The sequence below is a fragment of the Acidimicrobiales bacterium genome (assembly GCA_040219085.1).
GTDB lineage: Bacteria > Actinomycetota > Acidimicrobiia > Acidimicrobiales > JAVJTC01 > JAVJTC01.
Window position 1 is genome coordinate 70,068 of record JAVJTC010000007.1, and the last position, 17,857, is coordinate 87,924.

At 70.5% G+C, this 17,857-nt stretch carries 18 protein-coding genes; 15 read left to right on the forward strand and 3 right to left on the reverse strand.

The genetic code is table 11. The features are described from left to right. Window positions 1-5: 5 nt before the first annotated feature. The 5 genes from RIE08_02980 to RIE08_03000 all read left to right on the forward strand — a co-directional run bounded on the left by RIE08_02980 (window position 6) and on the right by RIE08_03000 (window position 4,044). Complete coding sequence (locus RIE08_02980; GenBank protein MEQ8716548.1) at window positions 6-473, forward strand: YbjN domain-containing protein; 468 nt, start codon at window positions 6-8, stop codon at window positions 471-473. 238 nt (window positions 474-711) lie between these two features. After that, window positions 712-2,016 carry a peptidoglycan DD-metalloendopeptidase family protein gene (locus RIE08_02985; GenBank protein MEQ8716549.1) on the forward strand — a complete coding sequence of 435 codons (1,305 nt, stop codon included), beginning with the start codon at window positions 712-714 and terminating at the stop codon, window positions 2,014-2,016. Window positions 2,017-2,024: 8 nt separating this feature from the next. Beyond that, the gene (gene proC, locus RIE08_02990; GenBank protein ID MEQ8716550.1) at window positions 2,025-2,825 is read left to right on the forward strand and encodes a pyrroline-5-carboxylate reductase; all 801 of its coding nucleotides are present in this window, start codon (window positions 2,025-2,027) and stop codon (window positions 2,823-2,825) included. 118 nt (window positions 2,826-2,943) lie between these two features. Continuing rightward, complete coding sequence (locus tag RIE08_02995; protein MEQ8716551.1) at window positions 2,944-3,138, forward strand: helix-turn-helix domain-containing protein; 195 nt, start codon at window positions 2,944-2,946, stop codon at window positions 3,136-3,138. Window positions 3,139-3,192: 54 nt separating this feature from the next. After that, the gene (locus RIE08_03000; GenBank protein MEQ8716552.1) at window positions 3,193-4,044 is read left to right on the forward strand and encodes an SAM-dependent chlorinase/fluorinase; all 852 of its coding nucleotides are present in this window, start codon (window positions 3,193-3,195) and stop codon (window positions 4,042-4,044) included. A 105-nt stretch (window positions 4,045-4,149) separates the two neighbouring features. Here the strand turns inward: RIE08_03000 and RIE08_03005 are convergent, their stop codons facing one another. Then, entirely contained in the window at window positions 4,150-5,607 is a 1,458-nt protein-coding gene (locus tag RIE08_03005) for an AMP-binding protein (GenBank protein MEQ8716553.1), read from the reverse strand. Window positions 5,608-5,761: 154 nt separating this feature from the next. Between RIE08_03005 and RIE08_03010 the strand changes: the two genes are divergently transcribed. The 10 genes from RIE08_03010 (at window position 5,762) to RIE08_03055 (ending at window position 15,555) form a co-directional block, all read left to right on the forward strand. Continuing rightward, the gene (locus RIE08_03010; protein ID MEQ8716554.1) at window positions 5,762-6,514 is read left to right on the forward strand and encodes a CAP domain-containing protein; all 753 of its coding nucleotides are present in this window, start codon (window positions 5,762-5,764) and stop codon (window positions 6,512-6,514) included. A 64-nt stretch (window positions 6,515-6,578) separates the two neighbouring features. Then, window positions 6,579-7,109 carry a hypothetical protein gene (locus RIE08_03015; GenBank protein ID MEQ8716555.1) on the forward strand — a complete coding sequence of 177 codons (531 nt, stop codon included), beginning with the start codon at window positions 6,579-6,581 and terminating at the stop codon, window positions 7,107-7,109. Then, window positions 7,106-8,236, forward strand: coding sequence for an HTTM domain-containing protein (locus tag RIE08_03020; protein ID MEQ8716556.1), 1,131 nt, complete (start codon window positions 7,106-7,108; stop codon window positions 8,234-8,236). Before RIE08_03015 ends, RIE08_03020 begins: the two co-directional genes overlap by 4 nt. A gap of 55 nt (window positions 8,237-8,291) precedes the next feature. Next, window positions 8,292-8,960, forward strand: a complete 669-nt coding sequence (locus tag RIE08_03025; protein ID MEQ8716557.1) for a redox-sensing transcriptional repressor Rex — start codon at window positions 8,292-8,294, stop codon at window positions 8,958-8,960. After that, the gene (locus RIE08_03030; protein ID MEQ8716558.1) at window positions 8,950-9,600 is read left to right on the forward strand and encodes a bifunctional precorrin-2 dehydrogenase/sirohydrochlorin ferrochelatase; all 651 of its coding nucleotides are present in this window, start codon (window positions 8,950-8,952) and stop codon (window positions 9,598-9,600) included. The genes RIE08_03025 and RIE08_03030 overlap by 11 nt, the downstream gene beginning before the upstream one ends. Continuing rightward, entirely contained in the window at window positions 9,576-10,835 is a 1,260-nt protein-coding gene (gene hemA / locus RIE08_03035; protein MEQ8716559.1) for a glutamyl-tRNA reductase, read from the forward strand. The genes RIE08_03030 and hemA overlap by 25 nt, the downstream gene beginning before the upstream one ends. A 22-nt stretch (window positions 10,836-10,857) precedes the next feature. Continuing rightward, window positions 10,858-11,760, forward strand: a complete 903-nt coding sequence (gene hemC, locus RIE08_03040; GenBank protein ID MEQ8716560.1) for a hydroxymethylbilane synthase — start codon at window positions 10,858-10,860, stop codon at window positions 11,758-11,760. A 69-nt stretch (window positions 11,761-11,829) separates the two neighbouring features. After that, window positions 11,830-13,311, forward strand: a complete 1,482-nt coding sequence (cobA, locus tag RIE08_03045; GenBank protein ID MEQ8716561.1) for a uroporphyrinogen-III C-methyltransferase — start codon at window positions 11,830-11,832, stop codon at window positions 13,309-13,311. Window positions 13,312-13,321: 10 nt separating this feature from the next. Then, entirely contained in the window at window positions 13,322-14,299 is a 978-nt protein-coding gene (hemB, locus tag RIE08_03050; GenBank protein ID MEQ8716562.1) for a porphobilinogen synthase, read from the forward strand. Beyond that, window positions 14,296-15,555 carry a glutamate-1-semialdehyde 2,1-aminomutase gene (locus RIE08_03055; GenBank protein ID MEQ8716563.1) on the forward strand — a complete coding sequence of 420 codons (1,260 nt, stop codon included), beginning with the start codon at window positions 14,296-14,298 and terminating at the stop codon, window positions 15,553-15,555. Before hemB ends, RIE08_03055 begins: the two co-directional genes overlap by 4 nt. A gap of 4 nt (window positions 15,556-15,559) precedes the next feature. Here RIE08_03055 and RIE08_03060 read toward each other — a convergent pair whose 3' ends face one another. Both RIE08_03060 and RIE08_03065 read right to left on the reverse strand, forming a co-directional pair. Continuing rightward, the gene (locus tag RIE08_03060; GenBank protein MEQ8716564.1) at window positions 15,560-16,813 is read right to left on the reverse strand and encodes a geranylgeranyl reductase family protein; all 1,254 of its coding nucleotides are present in this window, start codon (window positions 16,811-16,813) and stop codon (window positions 15,560-15,562) included. Between the two features lie 23 nt (window positions 16,814-16,836). Then, entirely contained in the window at window positions 16,837-17,673 is an 837-nt protein-coding gene (locus RIE08_03065) for a c-type cytochrome (protein MEQ8716565.1), read from the reverse strand. Window positions 17,674-17,857: the final 184 nt, after the last annotated feature.

Here is a 17,857-nt window from a genome sequence, read left to right on the forward strand (position 1 = left end):
ATCCCATGAACGTCGATCGCCCGCCATCGAACCAGGACCTCGACCGTGTCGAGGGCGTCATCGCCCGCTGGGCTGCCACCCAGGAGGCGGAGAACCCGGCGGTCGTCGCCGCAGAGCGCGGTGAGCCCGGGCAGCGGCGCTGGTACCTGCGACTCCGCGGTGAGAGCCGGGACGTGTTCACGGTCTGGCTGACCGTGCGCCAACGGACGCTGCGTCATGAGACCTACTTCATGCCGCCCCCGGCCACGAACGCGCAGCGCCTCTACGCCCACCTCCTGGGTCGCAACCACGCGCTGCGTTCGATGCGTTTCTCCATCGGCGACGAGGATGCCGTGTTCGTCGTCGGGGAGTTCGCCGTCGACGACGTGGACGAGACGAGCCTGGATCGGATGCTCGGCGGTGTCTATCAGGTGGTGGAACAGAACTTCACGGCGGCGATGCGGATCGGATACGAGGGGACCTTCCGGGGCTGATTCAGAATCTCTTGCACTTTCAGTCTATTTCCATCTACTCTGATCTCCGTCCGGAGGGCTCGGGGTCGCTTGGGGAAGAGGCACCGGCCCCTCTGGACGCTCCCGCGCCGGTGTCGGAGGGGCGTTATTTGGACCATTACCGTTCTGTTACGCTTTCATGCGGTTGCCGGATGGCATGGGGCCGCTACAGTCCGGCACCGACGTACCGACGCCGTTTCGTGGCGTGCGGGTGGAGGACATGGGACGAACTCGACTGATCGCGATCGTCGCAGTCGCGGCGTTGTGCGCCGGACTCGGTATGGGTCTGGTGGCAGCCCAGACCGACGAGATCGACGACGCCAAGGCCCAGCGCGACGAGATTCGCGCCCGTGCGGCCGAGTGGGCGTCCGCCCTGGATCCCCTCGTCGCCGAGAACGACGAGCTCGAGGCCGCTGTCGCGACCCTCACCGCCAACGTCGAGACCCAGCAGGCCGAACTCGAGGGGATCCGCTCGGCTCTGGAGCAGGCCGAACGTGACGTCATGATCGCCGACGAGGCGGTCGCCGAGGCCGAGGCCGAGGTTGCGGCACTGCGCGAGCTGATCCGTGCACGCGCAGTCGAGGCCTTCATCAACCCTGACGACGACGTGTTCGAACAGGTCCTGTCCGCGACCGACATCGGCGAGGCGGCCCTACGTCGGGCTTTCATCCGCAGCGTGTCGATCAGCGACGCAGAGCTGCTCGACGAACTGCGGGTCGCGGAGGCCGAGGTCGTCGACCAGCGCGAGGCCGCCGCCGCCGCTCGCGACGAGGTCGGGCTCCAGCTGAATGCTGAGGCCGAGACGCTCGCCGAACTCGAAGTCGCCCTCGCCGACCAGCAGAGGCTCCGGGACGCGCTGGAGCAGCGCATCGCGGACTACAACGCCGAGATCGACGCGCTCGAGGCATCCGAAGCCGACGTCACGGCGCGGATCCAGGGCCTGATCGCCGACGAGGCTGCCCGCGAGGCGGCCATCGCCGAGGCCGCGCGTGTCGCCGCCGAACGCGAACGTCTCGCCCGCCTGCAGGCCGAACAGGAGGCCGCACGTGCGGCAGCCGCGGCTCAGCAGTCGCTCGCGACGGGCGAGGTCACCGTTGCGGAATCCACCGCGCTGGGTGCAGAAGCGTTCGATTCCGTGCCGCTTCCGGCGTCGGCCCCCTCGGCGCTGGTATGGCCCGTCGGTGGCGTCGTCACCTCGCCATTCGGACCACGCTGGGGTCGTATGCACGAAGGCATCGACATCGGCGCCCCCACGGGTAGCAGTATCGGTGCCGCGGCGGGTGGTGTCGTGATCTCGGCGGGCTACGACGGTGGCTACGGCAACGCCGTGATCGTGGACCACGGCGGCGGTCTCGTCACGTTGTACGGCCACATGAACGAGATCCTGACCTCGACCGGGGCGCAGGTCTCGACGGGCCAACTCCTCGGGACGGTCGGCTGTACAGGGTCGTGCACGGGACCCCACGTCCACTTCGAGACCAGGGTCAACGGGATTCCCTACGACCCGATGGCCTACCTCGGCTGAGGCCCCCGATGGCGACCCTCCAGTTCATCGGCGGTGGCCGGATGGCCACCGCACTGGTCGGTGGCCTCATCGATTCGGGGGGATACAGCGCGAGCGACATCGTCGTCGTGGAGCCCGTCGAGGATCGGCGCCGGGAACTCGAAGCGACCCATCCCGGTCTCGTCACCTCGGCGACACCCATGGGTGTCGCCGACGTCGTGTTGGCCGTGAAGCCCGATGTCGCGGCCGAGGCATGTCGGTCGCTGCGGGACACGGGCGTCGAGCGGTTGCTGTCGATCGCCGCCGGCGTGAGAACAGCGGACCTCGAGGCCTGGACCGGACAGGGTGTGCGGGTCGTCCGTGCGATGCCGAACACGCCCGCTCTCGTGGGTGCCGGCGCGGCGGGGGTGGCGCCGGGGGCGGACGCGACCACGGCGGACCTGGACTGGGCGGTCGAGATCGTCGGGGCCGTGGGCATCGTCGAGATGGTCACCGAGGCCGATCTGGACGCGGTCACGGCGGTGTCGGGTTCAGGCCCGGCCTACCTCTTCTATCTCGCCGAGGCGATGAACGCTGCGGCCGTGTCGCTCGGTCTGTCTCCGGAGGTCGCCGAACGGCTCGTGACGGCGACACTCGTCGGATCGGCGAGGCTCCTGGCCGACTCGGAGGACGGGCCGGCGGAGCTTCGGGCCCAGGTCACCTCGCCCGGCGGCACCACCGCCGCCGCCGTCGGGGTGCTCGAGGAAGCTGATGTACGCGCGGCGATCGTCGCGGCCATCGCGCGCGCCGCGCAGCGGGCGGTCGAACTCGGCGACTCGTCAGCGAGCTGACAGACGCTGTTCACGGGCGCTTCGCGTGCCTGTCGCCCATACCCATCACGTGTCCCACTTTCCACATCCGCAACAGTGGCCTAGAGTCTGCGCAGGCTGGAGTAGGGAGTTTCCTCCGATGGTGCATTCAGACGCGCAACCGCGTTTCATGACCGTCGCCGAGGTGGCGCAGTTGATGCGCGTCTCGACGATGACGGTGTACAGGCTGATCAAGGCAGGCGACCTGCCTGCGGTTCGCGTGGGCAAGTCGTATCGGCTGCGTGCCGAGGACGTCGACCGCTACCTGTCGAATCGCTACACCGAGGCGGGTTGACCCGGGGCGGTCCCGACCGCTCCGGGAGGTGCCGCGGGCCGGTAGGTTCGTGACGTGGCGCGCTACGAGACCATCTCGTTCATGTCGGACTACGGACGCGTCGACGAGTTCGTCGGCGTCGTCCACTCCGTGATCCGTTCGATCGTCCCCGACGTGGCGGTCGTCGACATCACCCACGACGTCGCCCACCACGACGTGCGGGGCGGCGGCCTGTTGTTGGCCCGCGCCGCCCAGTACCTCGTTCCAGGCGTGGTGCTCGCCGTCGTGGATCCGGGCGTCGGCGGCGATCGCAGGCGCATCGCGGTAGAGGTCGGTGGAGGGGTGTCGGTCCTCGTCGGACCCGACAATGGGCTCCTCGCGCCGGCCGTGGCGCTCGTCGGCGGGGCCGATCGTGCTGTCGAGCTGACCTCTGAGGACTTTCACCTTCCCGCCCCGGGCCCGACCTTCGACGGACGTGACGTGTTCGGTCCCGTCGCGGCGCACCTGGCCGCCGGCGTCGACCTCGCCGAGTTCGGTCCGCCACTGAACCCCGCGACCCTCGTCCCCGCCGTCGTGCCTGTGACGAGGACCGAGGACGACGGCGTACACGCGGAGGTGCTCTGGGTCGACACGTTCGGCAACGTGCAACTCAACGTGGACCCCGCCGAACTCGACGACATGGGTGAACGGGTCGCGGTCGCGACGGGAGGGACCACCACCGTGTGCCGGCGCTGCGACACCTACGCGGACATCGGCCCCGGGGCTGTCGGCGTCGTCGTCGATTCCTACGGGATGACGTCGCTCGCAGCGAACAGAGCCTCCGCAGCGGAAGCACTGGGTGTGACGAGCGGCGCGGAGGTCATCTTGTCGGCCGCCACGGACGAACCCTCGGTCACGACCGCCGTCGAGTTGGGCAGGCGGTCATGAGGCCGGCCACGACGCTCGTGATAGCGGTCCTGCTGCTCCTCATTCTCGGCGCGGCGGTCCTGCAGTTGTTCATCCTCGCCCGCTGACGCCGGTGGGCCCCGACGCTCACAGAAGGCGTCGGCGGACCTTGCCGCCGAGTCCCGTCGGGAGTTCGTCGACGAGCACGATCTCGCGGGGGCACTTGTGCCCAGCCAGAAGGGTTCGGCAGTGCGCCAGGAGGTCGCGGGGGTCGACTGTCTCTCCCGCGGCGGCGACCACGTACGCGACCACCCGTTCCCCCGTGTGTCCGTCGGGGCGCCCGACGGCTGCGGCGGCCCTCACCGCCCGGTGGGAGCTGAGCGCGTCCTCCACCTCACCGGGGTGGACATTGAAACCCGACACCAGGATCAGTTCCTTGGCGCGGTCGACGAGATAGAGCCAGCCGTCGTCGACGACCCCGATGTCGCCGGTGTGCAGCCAGCCGTCGCGAAGTACCGCAGCCGTCGCATCCGGGTCCTGCCAGTAGCCCGGGAAGACGTTGGCGCCCCGCACGAGGATCTCCCCGGTGTCGCCCGCGAGCGTGTCGCTCCCGTCGGCGTCGACGATGCGTACCTCGACGCCGGGAACCGGGAGCCCGACCGACAGAGCGGGGCAGTCGAGGCCGAGGCCGAGCGAGACCGTCGGGGACGCCTCGGTGAGCCCGTACCCCTGGGTGAGCCTGATCCCCAGGCACTCCTGCGCCGCCGACACCGTCGTGGCGTCGAGAGGGGCCGCTGCGGACACCGCCGTTGTGATGGTTACGAGGGGTCCCGGTCCCGGGTCGGCGGCGGCGAGCGCTGACCACAGCGTGGGAGGGCCGACGAGAGCCGTGGCTCGATGCCGATCCACGGCATCGAGCACCGACGCGGCGTCGAAGTCGTCGCGGAACACCACGGTCGCACCGGACCGCAGGGCCGCACCCAGAATCGAGTTGAGGCCCATCACGTGGAACAGGGGCACCGAACAGACGGTGGTGTCGTCGGGGCCGAGGATGCTGCGGCGTCCATCCACGTTCTCCAGGTTTGCCCGGAGGTTGCCATGGGTGAGGACCGCGGGCCGGGGCGCGCCCGCTGTGCCGCTGGTGAAGAGGAGCACGGCGGGTGCGTCTGCGGCCGCCTCCACGACCGGCCGCGGCGCGGCTTCGAGCATGGACGCCGTGCCGTCGTCAGCGGCCTCGTCGTCGCCGATGACGACGGACCGGGTCCGCAGCATCGCGCCCGCACCGGGATCGCGTAGACCGGCGACCACGGCCACGTCGGCGCCTACCGCGGCGACTTCGGCGTCCAACTCGGCAGCGGGCGCCCGGCGGTTGAGCGGCACTGCGATGGCGCCGAGGCCGAGCACGGCGAGGTAGGTCTCGACGAACAGGGCGCCGGCAGGCGTGATGATGGCCACCCGGTCGCCGGGAGCCACGCCGGCCGCCGCGAGTCGACCGCGTCGTCGGGCCGCACGCTCGCGGAGCTGGCCGAACGTCCACCCCCCGTCGTCGTCGACGACCGCCTGAGCGTCCGCTGGGTGTGCGTCGACGACCGTCGCGAGGTTCATCGCACGAATCGTAGGCCCCGGGACCGGTCCGGAAGTCGGGAACTCCCGGTCCGACACCGCTCACAGGCCCCTCAAGGCCGGTGTCTTCGCGGCCGATATGACACACAGGAGGATCGGATCGATGCGATCGGCAAGGACGGCTCAAATGAGAACGATGAAGCGTCGGCACCGCCTGGCGGCGACCGTGGTGCTGGTGGTCACGGCGATGCTCGCGCCCCTCGGCCCGCTGTCGGTGGCCACGGCGGACGCGGCGACGCTGGCGACGGGTGACGAATCCGCTTTCGTGGCGAACATCAACGCCGCCCGTGCCGCTCAGGGTGTGCCCGCCCTGGTCGTGTCGGGTTCGATGACCGGCGCCGCACGCAGCTGGTCGGAGTGGATGGCGAACAACCAGACACTCGCACACTCGTCGGACATCACGAGCGGTGCTCCGGCAGGTTGGCGCAAGGCCGGCGAGAACGTCGGCCGGGGTCCCAGTGTCTCGTCGGTCTGGCAGGCCTACATGGCCTCGTCGGGCCACAAGGCCAACATCTTGGACGCGGAGTTCACCCACCTCGGCATCGGGGTCTACCACGACGACAGCGGCCAACTCTGGAACACCCAGCGGTTCGCCTACGTGCCGGGAGCGGCCCCGGCTCCGACGCCGGCTCCGACGCCTGCGCCCACGCCGGCTCCGACGCCTCCGCCCACGCCGGCTCCGACGCCTCCGCCCACGCCGGCTCCGACGCCTGCGCCTACTCCGGCTCCGACGCCTGCGCCCGTCCCGTCGACACCGCCGACCCCGTCGGCCACGCCTGCGCCCACGCCGGCTCCCGAACCCGGTGAGACCGAGGATCCCGACGTCGTGGAGGCGAAAGCGGAACGGGCGATGCGTGTCCTCGACGTCCTGTCGATGATCGAGGGCTGAGACCCGCCCCCCGGCGCGCCGCCTGCCACGTCGGCGCACCCGTCGCCGGGTAGCTTTGGCCGACGTGGCGACGGGGGATGACCACAGCGATCTCGGGTTCTTCGCCGCGAACCCGGTGGGGCGCGTCCTGTTGTCGGCGTTGCTCGCCGGTTTCGTCGCCACCGTCGTGGTGTGGAACCTTCCCGACGGGGACGTGCAGGACGAGCTCGCCGGCGAGATGGCCGACCACGTCAACGCCCTGCACATCAACCAGAACTGGGCCCTGTTCTCCCCCAATCCGTCGACGACGTCGATCGAGACCTATGCCGTCGTCACCTTCGACGACGGCACCACCACCGAGTACCGGTTCCCCGACGGCGACCCGTTGGTCGGCGCGTTGCGCGAGTACCGCTGGCGCAAGTTCGAGGGCCGGGTCCGCCTCGACCGCAACAGCTACCTGTGGCAGCCCACGGCGGAGTGGATCGCAGACCGCTACGACGACCCGGTGGACACGGTGGTGTTGATCCGACGCTGGTCCGAGACCCCCGAACCAGGCACCGACGAGCAGCGTGAATGGCAGGAGTTCGCCTTCTACACGCTCGAGGCGACGCCGTGACGTCCAGGCGTGACGGACGTGCGGCGAGCCCCGGCGTTCACGGCTCAGAGGTGCGCCCGGTCGTCAGCCGGGAAGGGGTGGATCTCGTTCGCCTCGGATCGGCCATCGTGATCGTCGGCGTCGGCGTGCTGGCGGATGCGGCTCTCGGCATCGCCCACGGCGCTCTCGTCGGCGGACTGGTCGCCGTGGGGTACCTCGGCGTGACCTTCGGGTGGTGGCGCCGTTTCTGGCTCGAACCCACGTCGGCCGCCACGCTCACCGTCATGCGCGTCATGATCGGCGCAACGGTGTTCGCCTACGGCCTGTCGCTGTCGCGTGACGTCACCGTCTTGTTCTCCGAGGACGGCCTGCTCCCTTCTCCGACCTACCGGGACGGACGCTTCGGCGTGTTCCAGTGGTGGGAGGGGGACGGGGCGCTGTGGACGATGTACGCCGTACTGCTCGCCAGCGCCCTGGCGGTCATCGCGGGCCGCGGGGTGCGGATCGCGGCCCCCCTCATGTGGCTCGCTGTGATGTCGTTCCATCAGGACAACCCGTCGCTGCTCAACGGAGGCGACGACCTGCTGCGGATCTGGACGGCCTACTTCGCGGTCTTCGCCGTCCTGACGCCGTCGCGGTTCCTGTCGGTGCCGTTGTTCGGATGTCGCGACGAGCACGGCGTGCGGCGTTGGCCGCTCGCGCCGACCTGGATCGTCAGGGTCGCCCAGATCCAGTTGACCGTCATCTACCCGGCGACGGTGATAGCGAAGCTCCCCGGGGAGACCTGGCGCAACGGCACGGCCTCGCTGTACGCCCTCGGCCTACAGGACTTCGAGCGGTTCTGGATCCCCGACTTCATGAGGACGTCCGTCTACCTCGGTACGTTCATGACGTGGTTCACGCTCGCGGTGGAGATCTCGCTGCCCTTCCTGTTGTGGACACGGCGGACCCGCTGGATCGGGATCGTCGCCGGTCTCGGGATGCATCTCGGTTTCGACTACACGATGCGGGTCGGCTTCTTCATGTGGTCCCTGGCCATCGGCTACGCGTCGTTCGTGAAGCCCGAGGAGTTCGAGCGGGCGCTGCGTCGGCTGGCCCGCGTCCCCGCCCGGATGACCCCGAGCGGTCGGCGAGTCGCGCGGACCTGAACGCTCCCGGCCGCTTGTGCGTTCGTGCAGTGCAGCGGACTACCGTGCCCGGGTGATGGACGATCGACGTCGCAGACCCATCCCCGAGGCCTCTGTCGCACGTCTTCCCGTCTACCGGCGCAGCCTGATGGAGCTGCGGGAGGCCGGTGTCGCCACCGTCTCGTCCGAGCGCCTGGCCGGTCTCGCCGGCGTCAACGCCGCCAAGGTCCGCAAGGATCTCTCCTACCTCGGCTCGTACGGCACCCGTGGCGTCGGCTACGAGGTCGAGTACCTGCTCTTCCAGGTGAGTCGGGAGCTCGGCCTCACCCACGACTGGCCGGTCGCCATCGTCGGCATGGGCAACCTCGGGCAGGCCCTGGCCAACTACGGGGGCTTCCGTGAGCGTGGCTATCCCACCGTGGCCCTGGTCGACGCGGACCCCGACAAGGTCGGTACCGAGATCGCGGGCCTGGTGGTCTCCGACATCGCCGACCTGGCCGAGACGGTCGCCGGGACCGGCGCGAGCATCGGCATAATCGCCACGCCGCCCGGTGCTGCGCAGGATGTGGCCGACGCACTCGTGGCGGCGGGCATCAACTCCATCCTCAACTTCGCGCCGGCGGTCGTCCAGGTGCCCGCGGACATCTCGATCCGCAAGGTCGACCTCTCCGTCGAGTTGCAGATCCTGTCGTTCTACGAGCACCGCCACGCGGCCCTGTCGCCGCTCGCTCCCGATGCCGGCTGACCCGCCCGCAGCGGCGACCGGTGGCTACCCGGTGTCGCTTCGGATCGCGGGCGAGCGCTGTCTCGTGGTCGGCGGGGGACCCGTCGCCGTGTCGAAGGTCGCCGGGTTGCGCGAGGCGGGCGCGGTCATCGACCTCGTCGCACCCGTCGTCGACCCGAGGCTCCGGGATCTGCCCGACGTCACCGTCCACGAGCGTCGTTACGACTCCGCCGACATCGCAGGGCACCGACTGGTCATCACCGCGACCGACGACCCGGCCGTCAACCGGCAGGTCTTCGTGGATGCCGAGGCGGCGGGCGTTCTCGTCAACAGCGCCGACGATCCGCAGAACTGCCGCTTCACGCTGATGTCGCGTTTCCGGCGCGGTGCGCTGCTCGTGACCGTCTCGACCGACGGACGCAGCCCGGCGGTGTCGGCCTGGTTGCGTCGCCGGATCGAGGCCGGTATCGGCGAGGAGTACGGAATCCTGGTCGAAGTCGCGGCCGAGGTCCGGTCCGGGATTCTCGCGTCGGGCCGCTCGAGTGAGGGCCTGGGTTGGAAGTCCGCGCTGGATTCGGGAATCCTTGAGTTGATCCGCGAAGGTCGCGTGACCGAAGCGAAGGAGCGTCTCGAGACGTGTCTCTCGTCGTCATCGGACTGAACCACCGAACCGCGCCGCTCGAACTGCTCGAGCGGCTCTCCATCCCGCGTACCCGAATGGAGAAGGCCCTCGCCGACGTCTCGAGTCGTGAGAACGTCCACGAGGCCGTCGTGTTGTCCACGTGCAACCGCACGGAGGTCTACGTCGACGCGGACAAGTTCCACGCCTCCTACGGCGACGTGCGGGACTTCCTCGCCGAGAGCGGGCACATCGCGCCCGAGGAGTTCTCCGAGAGCCTCTACACCTATTACGACGTCGACGCCGTCACGCACCTCTTCTCGGTGGTCTCGGGTCTCGACTCCGGCGTGCTGGGTGAACACGAGATCCAAGGCCAGGTGAAGCGCGCGTGGGAGGACTCCCTCGACAACGACGCGTGTGGTCCGACCCTGAACGTCGCGTTCCGTCATGCGCTGGAGGTCGGCAAACGCGTCCGCACCGAGACCGGTATCTCGTCCAACATCGCGTCGGTGTCGTCCGCTGCGGTCGCGATGGCGGCCGACCGCCTAGGCGGCTTCGCCGGGCGCACGATCCTCGTCGTAGGTGCCGGCGAGATGGGTGGCGGTATGGCCGCGTCCATCGCATCCATCGACGGCGCCGAGGTTCTCGTCGCGAGCCGCCGCTGGTCACGCGCCAACGAGGTCGCTGTCAGCGTGGGCGGCCGGGCCGTCCACCTCGACGAGATGGCCGAGGTCCTGCTGACGGCCGACGTCATGTTCACCTCGACCGGTGCGAGTTCGATCATCCTCGAGCACGGCCAGATCTCCGAGATCATGGAGCGTCGCGGGGATCGCCCGCTCCTCATCGTCGACACCGCCGTTCCCCGTGACGTGGACCCGGCGTCCGACGAGATCTCCGGCGTCACCCTCCTGGACATGGACGACCTGCGGGCGTTCGCAGATGCCGGCGTGCGCGAACGCGAGAAGGAGACGGGCCGCGCCCGCGAGATCATCGACACCGAGCTCGCCCGCTTCCTCGGCGACCGGTCGGTCCGGGATCTCGCGCCGCTCATCACGAGCTTCCGTCGTCGGATCTGCGACATCTCCCAGAACGAGTTCGAACGGTTCGAGGGGCGCCTCGGTTCACTGGACCACGATGAGCTCGAGATGGTCGAGGCTCTCGTGCACGGCATCGTCAACAAGGTTCTCCACGAGCCGACGGTGCGCCTCAAGGAGGCCGCTGACGGCCCCCGGTCGGATCGCCTGGCCGACGCGCTGAGCGAACTGTTCGACCTCTGAGCCCGATGGGCGTCGGCTCACCGTGCGACCGCTGAGAGTCGCCACCCGCGGCAGCGCACTCGCGCTCTGGCAGGCCCGCCACGTGGCCACGCTGATCGCGGCACGTGGCGGACCCGAGGTGGAGCTCGTCATCACCGAGACCAGCGGCGATCTCCGCACGGACGTCCCGATCCATCAGATCGGCGGGACCGGCGTGTTCGCCAAGGAGGTCCAGGCGGCGGTGACGGGGGGACTCGCCGACGTGGCCGTGCACTCCGCCAAGGACCTGCCCTCGACGCCCACCCCGGGGCTCGTCATCGCAGCCGTGCCGCCGCGCGGCGACGCCCGTGACGCGCTCGTCGGCTGTCGCCTGGAGTCCCTCCCCTTCGGTGCGGAGGTCGCGACCGGGTCGGTGCGGCGGCGCGCGCAGCTCGCGGCCCTGCGACCCGACCTGCGCTTCGCCGAACTGCGCGGCAACATCGGGACGCGCCTCGCCCGGGCCGCCGACCACCACGCCATCGTGGTGGCCAAGGCCGCCCTGGACCGCCTCGGTGAGACGCCGACGGTCGTGGACCCCCTCGCCGTGGCGGACATGGTCCCCCAGGTCGGGCAGGGTGCCCTCGCGATCGAGTGCCGCACCGACGATGCCGAGGTGGTCGCGCTGTTGAGGGCCATCGAGGACGAGTCCACCCGGCGCGCCGTCGACGCCGAGCGGGCCTTCCTCGCGACACTCGGTAGCGGCTGCGACCTCCCGGTCGGCGCCCACGCGGTCGTCTCGGTCCACGGGGCGATCGTCATCGACGGTCTCATCGCGGCCCTCGACGGCGCCACCGTCGTGCGGGGCTCGTCGTCGGGGGAGGAGCCCGTCGAGGTAGGCCGACGGCTCGCCGAGCGGCTTCTCGCCGACGGAGGGCGTGAGCTGCTCGCGGCCGGCGACTCCACCTAGGGGCCGCGCCGCGCACCCCGCCGAGCGGGAACCCTCCGGTGCGCCGGACGGCCCCGTTAGGATCCGGCCGTGACCGTCTTCCTCGTCGGCGCCGGGCCCGGTGATCCGGGACTCCTCACGGTCCGGGCGGCCGAGGTGATCTCGCGGGCAGATGTCGTCGTCTACGACCGTCTCTCCGTGGGTGGCGTCCTCGAATCGGTGCCCGAGACCGCCGAGCGCGTGTACGTCGGCAAGAAGCCCGGCGATCCCCGCACCCGCCAGGGTGAGATCAACGACCTGCTCGTCGACCTTGGCCGCCGTCACGGGACCGTCGTCAGACTGAAGGGGGGTGACCCGTTCGTGTTCGCCCGCGGCGGCGAGGAGGCGGCCGCCCTCGCGGCGGCGGGGGTCCCCTTCGAGATCGTGCCGGGGATCACCTCGGCGATCGCCGTCCCCGCCTATGCCGGCATTCCCGTCACCCTGCGGCACTCGTCCACCTCGTTCACGGTGGTCACCGGCCACGAGGATCCCGACACGCCCGACAGCGTCGACTGGTCCGCCGTCGCCCGGGTCGGTGGGACCATCTGCATCCTCATGGGGGTCATGCGCTGGGAGCGGATCGCGGCCGCGCTGATCGACGGCGGCCTCGACCCGCACACGCCGGCCGCGGCGGTGCACTGGGGTACCCGACCGAACCAGCGGACCACCCGCGCCACGCTCGCCACCCTGGGCGACCACCCTCTCGAGTCGCCTTCGGTGGTGGTCGTCGGCCGGGTCGCGGCCACCGACGTCGCCTGGTTCGAGACGAAGCCGCTGTTCGGGATGCGGGTCGTCGTCACCCGGACCCGCGATCAGGCATCCGCGCTCAGCGCCCGGCTCGCGGAACTGGGCGCCGACGCGGTGGAGATCCCGACGATCGCCGTGACCGAACCGGCCGACGGCGGTGAGGCACTCGCTGCGGCGGTGGAGGAACTGAGGGCCGGTGCCTACGAATGGATCGTGTTGACGTCGCCCAATGGCGCCGATCGTCTCCTGCGTGCACTGCACGACGCCCGCGATCTCGTGGGTGTGAAGGTCGCCTGTATCGGCCCGGGCACGGCGGCGCGCCTCGCGCAGGGCAACGTCGTCGCCGATCTGGTTCCGGGGCGCTTCATCGCCGAGGGGTTGCTGGAGGCGCTGACGGCCCACGAGCCGGGGCGGGCGTTGATCGTGCGGGCGGCGGTCGCCCGCGACACGCTGCCCGAGGGCCTGGCGGCAGCGGGGTGGGAGGTCGACGTGGTCGCCGCCTACCGCACCGTCCCCGCTGAGATCAGCGACGTTGCCCGGGAGGCGCTCGCCTCGGCGGACGCGATCACCTTCACGTCGTCGTCCACAGTCGAGAACTTCGTCGCCGCCACCGGCGCCCCGTCCACCCCGCCGATCGTCGCCTGCATCGGGCCGATCACCGCCGCCACCGCCACCGCGGCGGGGATCGACGTGACCGTCACGTCACCGGTGCACACGATCGACGGTCTCGTCAGCGCCCTCGTGGAGGCCGTCGGCCGCACGGGCGTCGACGACGACCGGACGTAGGATCGAATCCGTGAGCTTCCCCACCCACCGGCCGCGTCGCCTGCGCACCACGGCGGCCCTTCGCCGCCTCGTCGCCGAGACACGCCTGGACGTCGACGACCTCGTCGCCCCGCTGTTCGTGCGCGAGGGCATCGGCGAACCTCAGCCGATCGCATCGCTGCCCGGCGTCGTCCAGCACAGTCGGGCCTCGTTGCGCGCGGAGGTCCGTGACCTGGTCGCGAAGGGTGTGCCCGCCGTGATCCTCTTCGGCATCCCCGAGACGAAGGACGCTGTGGGCTCGGAGGCCTGGAATCCCGACGGCGTCGTGCAGGTGGCCCTGCGTGACCTGCGCGAAGACAACGGCGACGCCGTCGTCGTGATGGCCGATCTCTGTGTGGACGAGTACACCGACCACGGCCACTGCGGTGTGGTCGCCGACGACGGCACCGTGGACAACGACGCCACGCTCGAGTTGTACGCCCGGGCCGCCGTGGCCCAGGCCGACGCGGGCGCCCATGTCTGCGCACCGTCGGGGATGATGGACGGTCAGGTGGGCGCCATCCGTACCGCCCTCGACGAGGCCGGCCACGGCGATGTGGCGGTCCTCGCCTACGCCGCCAAGTACGCCTCGGCCCTCTACGGCCCGTTCCGCGATGCCGTGGACGTCACCATCGCCGGGGGAGGGGACCGCAAGGCCTACCAACAGGACTGGCGCAACGCCCGTGAGGCGCTGGCGGAGATCCACGCCGACATCGCCGAGGGCGCGGACATGGTGATGGTGAAGCCCGCCGTCACCTACCTCGACATCATCGCCCGGGCCCGGCCCGAGGTGGACGTCCCGATCGGCGCCTATCACGTGTCGGGCGAGTACTCGATGATCCGCGCGGCCGGGGCCAACGGCTGGATCGACGCGACGGCGGTCGCAGTCGAACAGTTGACGGCGGTGCGACGCGCCGGTGCCGACTTCATCCTCACCTATTTCGCCTCGGAGCTCGCGGAGATCCTGTGACCGGTACCAATGAAGAACTCTTCGCCCGCGCGTCGGCCGTCATCCCCGGAGGGGTGAACTCGCCGGTGCGGGCGTTCGGTTCGGTCGGCGGCACGCCGTACTTCGTGGCGCGCGCCGAGGGGCCCTTCGTGTTCGACGCCGAGGGGCGCCGCCTGATCGACTGGGTCCAGAGCTACGGGCCGGGAATCCTCGGTCACGCCCACCCCGCGGTGGTGGCGGCGATCACCGCCGCGGCGGCTGACGGCTCCACGTACGGTGCCCCGACCGAGCGTGAGGTCCGCCTCGCCGAGGAGATGATCGAGCGCGTGCCCGGCCTCGAGATGGTCCGAATGGTCTCGTCGGGCACCGAGGCCGCCATGTCGGCCATCCGCCTCGCCCGGGGTGTCACCGGCCGGTCCAAGATCCTCAAGTTCGCGGGTTGCTACCACGGTCATGCCGATGCCCTGTTGGCCGCCGGCGGTTCCGGTGTCGCCAACCAGGGTCTGTCGGGCTGTGACGGCGTGACCGACGGCGCCGTGGCCGACACCGTGGTCGCGCCCTACAACGTCGTGCCGACGCTGGACGAGAGCTTCGCGGTCGTGGCGGTCGAACCCGTTGCCGCGAACATGGGCGTCATCGAGCCTTCTCCCGACTTTCTCGCAGGCCTGCGGGCCGAGTGCGACCGTGTGGGCGCACTGCTCCTGTTCGACGAGGTGATCACCGGCTTCCGCCTCGGTCGGGGTGGGGCCACGGAGTGGTCGGGCGTGACGCCCGACGTCTGGTGCTTCGGCAAGGTCATCGGCGGCGGTCTGCCGATGGGTGCGTTCGGTGCAAGCCGCGCGGTCATGTCGCACCTGGCTCCGCTGGGCGGGGTCTACCAGGCGGGAACCCTGTCGGGGAACCCACTGGCCACCGCCGCGGGCCTCGCTACCCTCGCGCTACTCGACGCTGACGCCTACCTGCGGCTGACCGCCACGGCGCGACGCCTCGCCGACGGTATGACGGCGGCCTTCGCTGCGGCGGGTGTCCCCGCGGTCGTGCCCCGGATCGGCCCGATCGTCGGGCTGTTCTTCACCGACACGGCGCCGACGAACTTCGACGAGGCCTCGGCTGCCGCCGACAACGGCGTGTACCCCCGCTTCTTCCACGGGATGCTCGACCGGGGAGTGGCGTTGGCGCCCGGCGCCTACGAGGCCCTGTTCCCGAGCCTCGCCCACGGCGACGACGAGGTGGACGCCACCGTCGCCGCGTGCGCCGAAGTGGCCGTCACCCTCTGATTCTCTATTCCGGCGTGACCTTCACGATTGCGGCGATGGCCCTGTAGGCCGCCTCGGCCGGGCCGACCTCGTCGGGGCGCAGGAGGTTGGCCATGATCCGCAGTGCCCACTCCATGAGGGGCCGGGACTGCATCCCGGCCCGGGTCAACTCCGCGATGAGGCGGGGGTTGCCGATCACCTTCGCGAAGATGCGGGCGACCTTGAAGTAGAGGCCGTACTCGTCGTCGAGCCAGCGCTCGTAGCCGTTGAGGATCAGTCCGTCGTCGGCCGCGTGGGCGGCCGCGATCAACTCAGCGGCCTTGCGGCCGGTCTCGTAGGCGTAGTCGATCCCCTCGCCGTTGAACGGGTTGATGGAACCGGCGGCGTCGCCGATCACCACCCAGTTCGGGCCGAGCTTGGGGTCCACCGATCCCGCCATCGGTAGACGACCACCGGTGGCGTCCTGCAGGGGAGCGGTCGGGTCGATCCCCCAGTGCTCCGGGACGGCGTGGGCCCACTCCTCCATGAGGTGCGAGGTGTTGACGGACTTGTAGTCCCGGAAGGTGGACAGCAGCCCGATCCCGACGTTGATGGTCCCGTCGCCGAGAGGGAAGATCCAGCCGTACCCGGGCAGGGAGTTCCCCTGGCGGTCCCGCACGTCGAGTGCGGACTCGATCCACGGGTCCGTCGAGAGTGGACTCTCGAAGTAGGTGCGGATCGCCATGCCCTGGGGCCAGCTTCGTTCCCGGGAGCAGCCGAGCGCCCGGCCGAACCGGGAGTTGGCGCCGTCCGCGATGATGACCCAGCTGGCGCGGATCTCCGACGTGGCGTCCGAGGCGACGTCACGAACCTCGGCGCCGCGCAGCAGGCCGGACTCGAGGATCGGCCGGGTCGCCTCGGTGCCCTGGAGGACCTTGGCACCCGCCGCCTGGGCGTGTTCGGCGACCATGGTGTCGAGGTCCCGACGTCGCACGACGTAGCCGTAGGACGGATGCTCGGGATGGTCGGGCCACGGCAGCTCGAGGGTGCGGCCGTGGGCGATCGTGCGCAGACCGTCGTGGCGGTGGTGGGACCCGGCGATGCGGTCTTCGAGCCCCATGGCCGCGAGTTGGGTGACGGCACGCGGGGTCAGACCGTCACCGCAGGTCTTGTCACGCGGAAAGGTCTTCTTCTCGACGACGACGACGTCGAGTCCGGCCCGGGCCGCCCAGTACGCGGCGGCCGAACCCCCCGGACCTCCCCCTACGACGAGCAGGTCGTGTCGGGTGGCCTCGGTCATGGCGGTGTCTCCTCGGGTGGCTGTCAGCCTCCGCCGCCGGCCGTCTCGGCATCGCCGGTCGCTGCGAACGCAGGTGCCAGTGTCGCCTGGATGTCGGCCACGGTCACGTCCAGCGGCCAGTTCTCCGGCAACACGATCTCGCCGGCTTCGATCTGCTCGAGCAGGATGGTGGCCAGGGTCTCGTCGGCGGCACTCATGCCGTGCTGGACGCGCTCGTAGAGGACGACCGCGAGCAGTTCCTCGGCGGTGATGGACTCCCCGAACCCGGGCATGACGCCGAACCAGCCGCCGACGCGGCCGCGCTCGGGACTGCCGTAGGGCGTCCCGGCGCCGATGCCGTTCGTGCCCTTGACGACCCACTCGACCATCTGTGCGAGGCCCAGGCCGTCGGGGTCCGCGGGGAAGGTGATGAGGACCTCGCCGGCGTTGAGCTGCGGGCCGGCGTTGGCCCCGGCGCCGCCGGCGCCGTGGCACTGCGCGCAGTTGGCGATGGCCTCGTAGACCTCGGCGCCCTCGCCGAGGAGGCCGACAGCGCCCTGCTCGGGTTCTTCGAGAGTCCCGAAGTAGATGAAGGCCCACAGGGGGAGGAACAACAACACGGGCATCACCCAGTAGGGGATGCGCTTGCGCTTCCTGGCGGCCTCGACCCACGGCCGGGTGGGGGCGGGCGGCTTGGGCTTGGCCGGTTCGATGTCGAAGGCCGGCAGGCTCGGCGCCGCAGGTGCCGAGGCGGCCGGGGTGGCCGCGCCGGCGGCGGCCGGAGCAGCGGCGTCGCCGCCACCGTCGTCGTCGCCACCCAGACCGAGGGCCTTGCGGCGGTCCCGCGAGCGTTGCAGCAGGTGCTCGGGTACTTCGGTCAAGGGATTCCTCGCTCGGTCGGTCTCGTGCTGTCTCGTCCGTGGCGTTGCGTCTCGCACCGCTGCCGTGCCGGCGTGGTCGGGGACCTCTCCGACGGACGGAGCGTACTGTAGGTCGGCGCCGAGTCGGGGGCCCAAATCACACAGACGCTCTCGCGCGTCGGCCGACACCGGGATCTGTCGGCTC

What these genes read in the sequence shown, in the direction of transcription:
- RIE08_02980 (MEQ8716548.1), top strand. Translation starts at nt 6, where the DNA reads ATGAACGTCGATCGCCCGCCATCGAACCAGGACCTCGACCGTGTCGAG.
- RIE08_02985 (MEQ8716549.1), top strand. Translation starts at nt 712, where the DNA reads ATGGGACGAACTCGACTGATCGCGATCGTCGCAGTCGCGGCGTTGTGC.
- proC (MEQ8716550.1), top strand. Translation starts at nt 2,025, where the DNA reads ATGGCGACCCTCCAGTTCATCGGCGGTGGCCGGATGGCCACCGCACTG.
- RIE08_02995 (MEQ8716551.1), top strand. Translation starts at nt 2,944, where the DNA reads ATGGTGCATTCAGACGCGCAACCGCGTTTCATGACCGTCGCCGAGGTG.
- RIE08_03005 (MEQ8716553.1), bottom strand. Translation starts at nt 5,607, where the DNA reads ATGAACCTCGCGACGGTCGTCGACGCACACCCAGCGGACGCTCAGGCG.
- RIE08_03010 (MEQ8716554.1), top strand. Translation starts at nt 5,762, where the DNA reads ATGAAGCGTCGGCACCGCCTGGCGGCGACCGTGGTGCTGGTGGTCACG.
- RIE08_03025 (MEQ8716557.1), top strand. Translation starts at nt 8,292, where the DNA reads ATGGACGATCGACGTCGCAGACCCATCCCCGAGGCCTCTGTCGCACGT.
- RIE08_03030 (MEQ8716558.1), top strand. Translation starts at nt 8,950, where the DNA reads ATGCCGGCTGACCCGCCCGCAGCGGCGACCGGTGGCTACCCGGTGTCG.
- RIE08_03060 (MEQ8716564.1), bottom strand. Translation starts at nt 16,813, where the DNA reads ATGACCGAGGCCACCCGACACGACCTGCTCGTCGTAGGGGGAGGTCCG.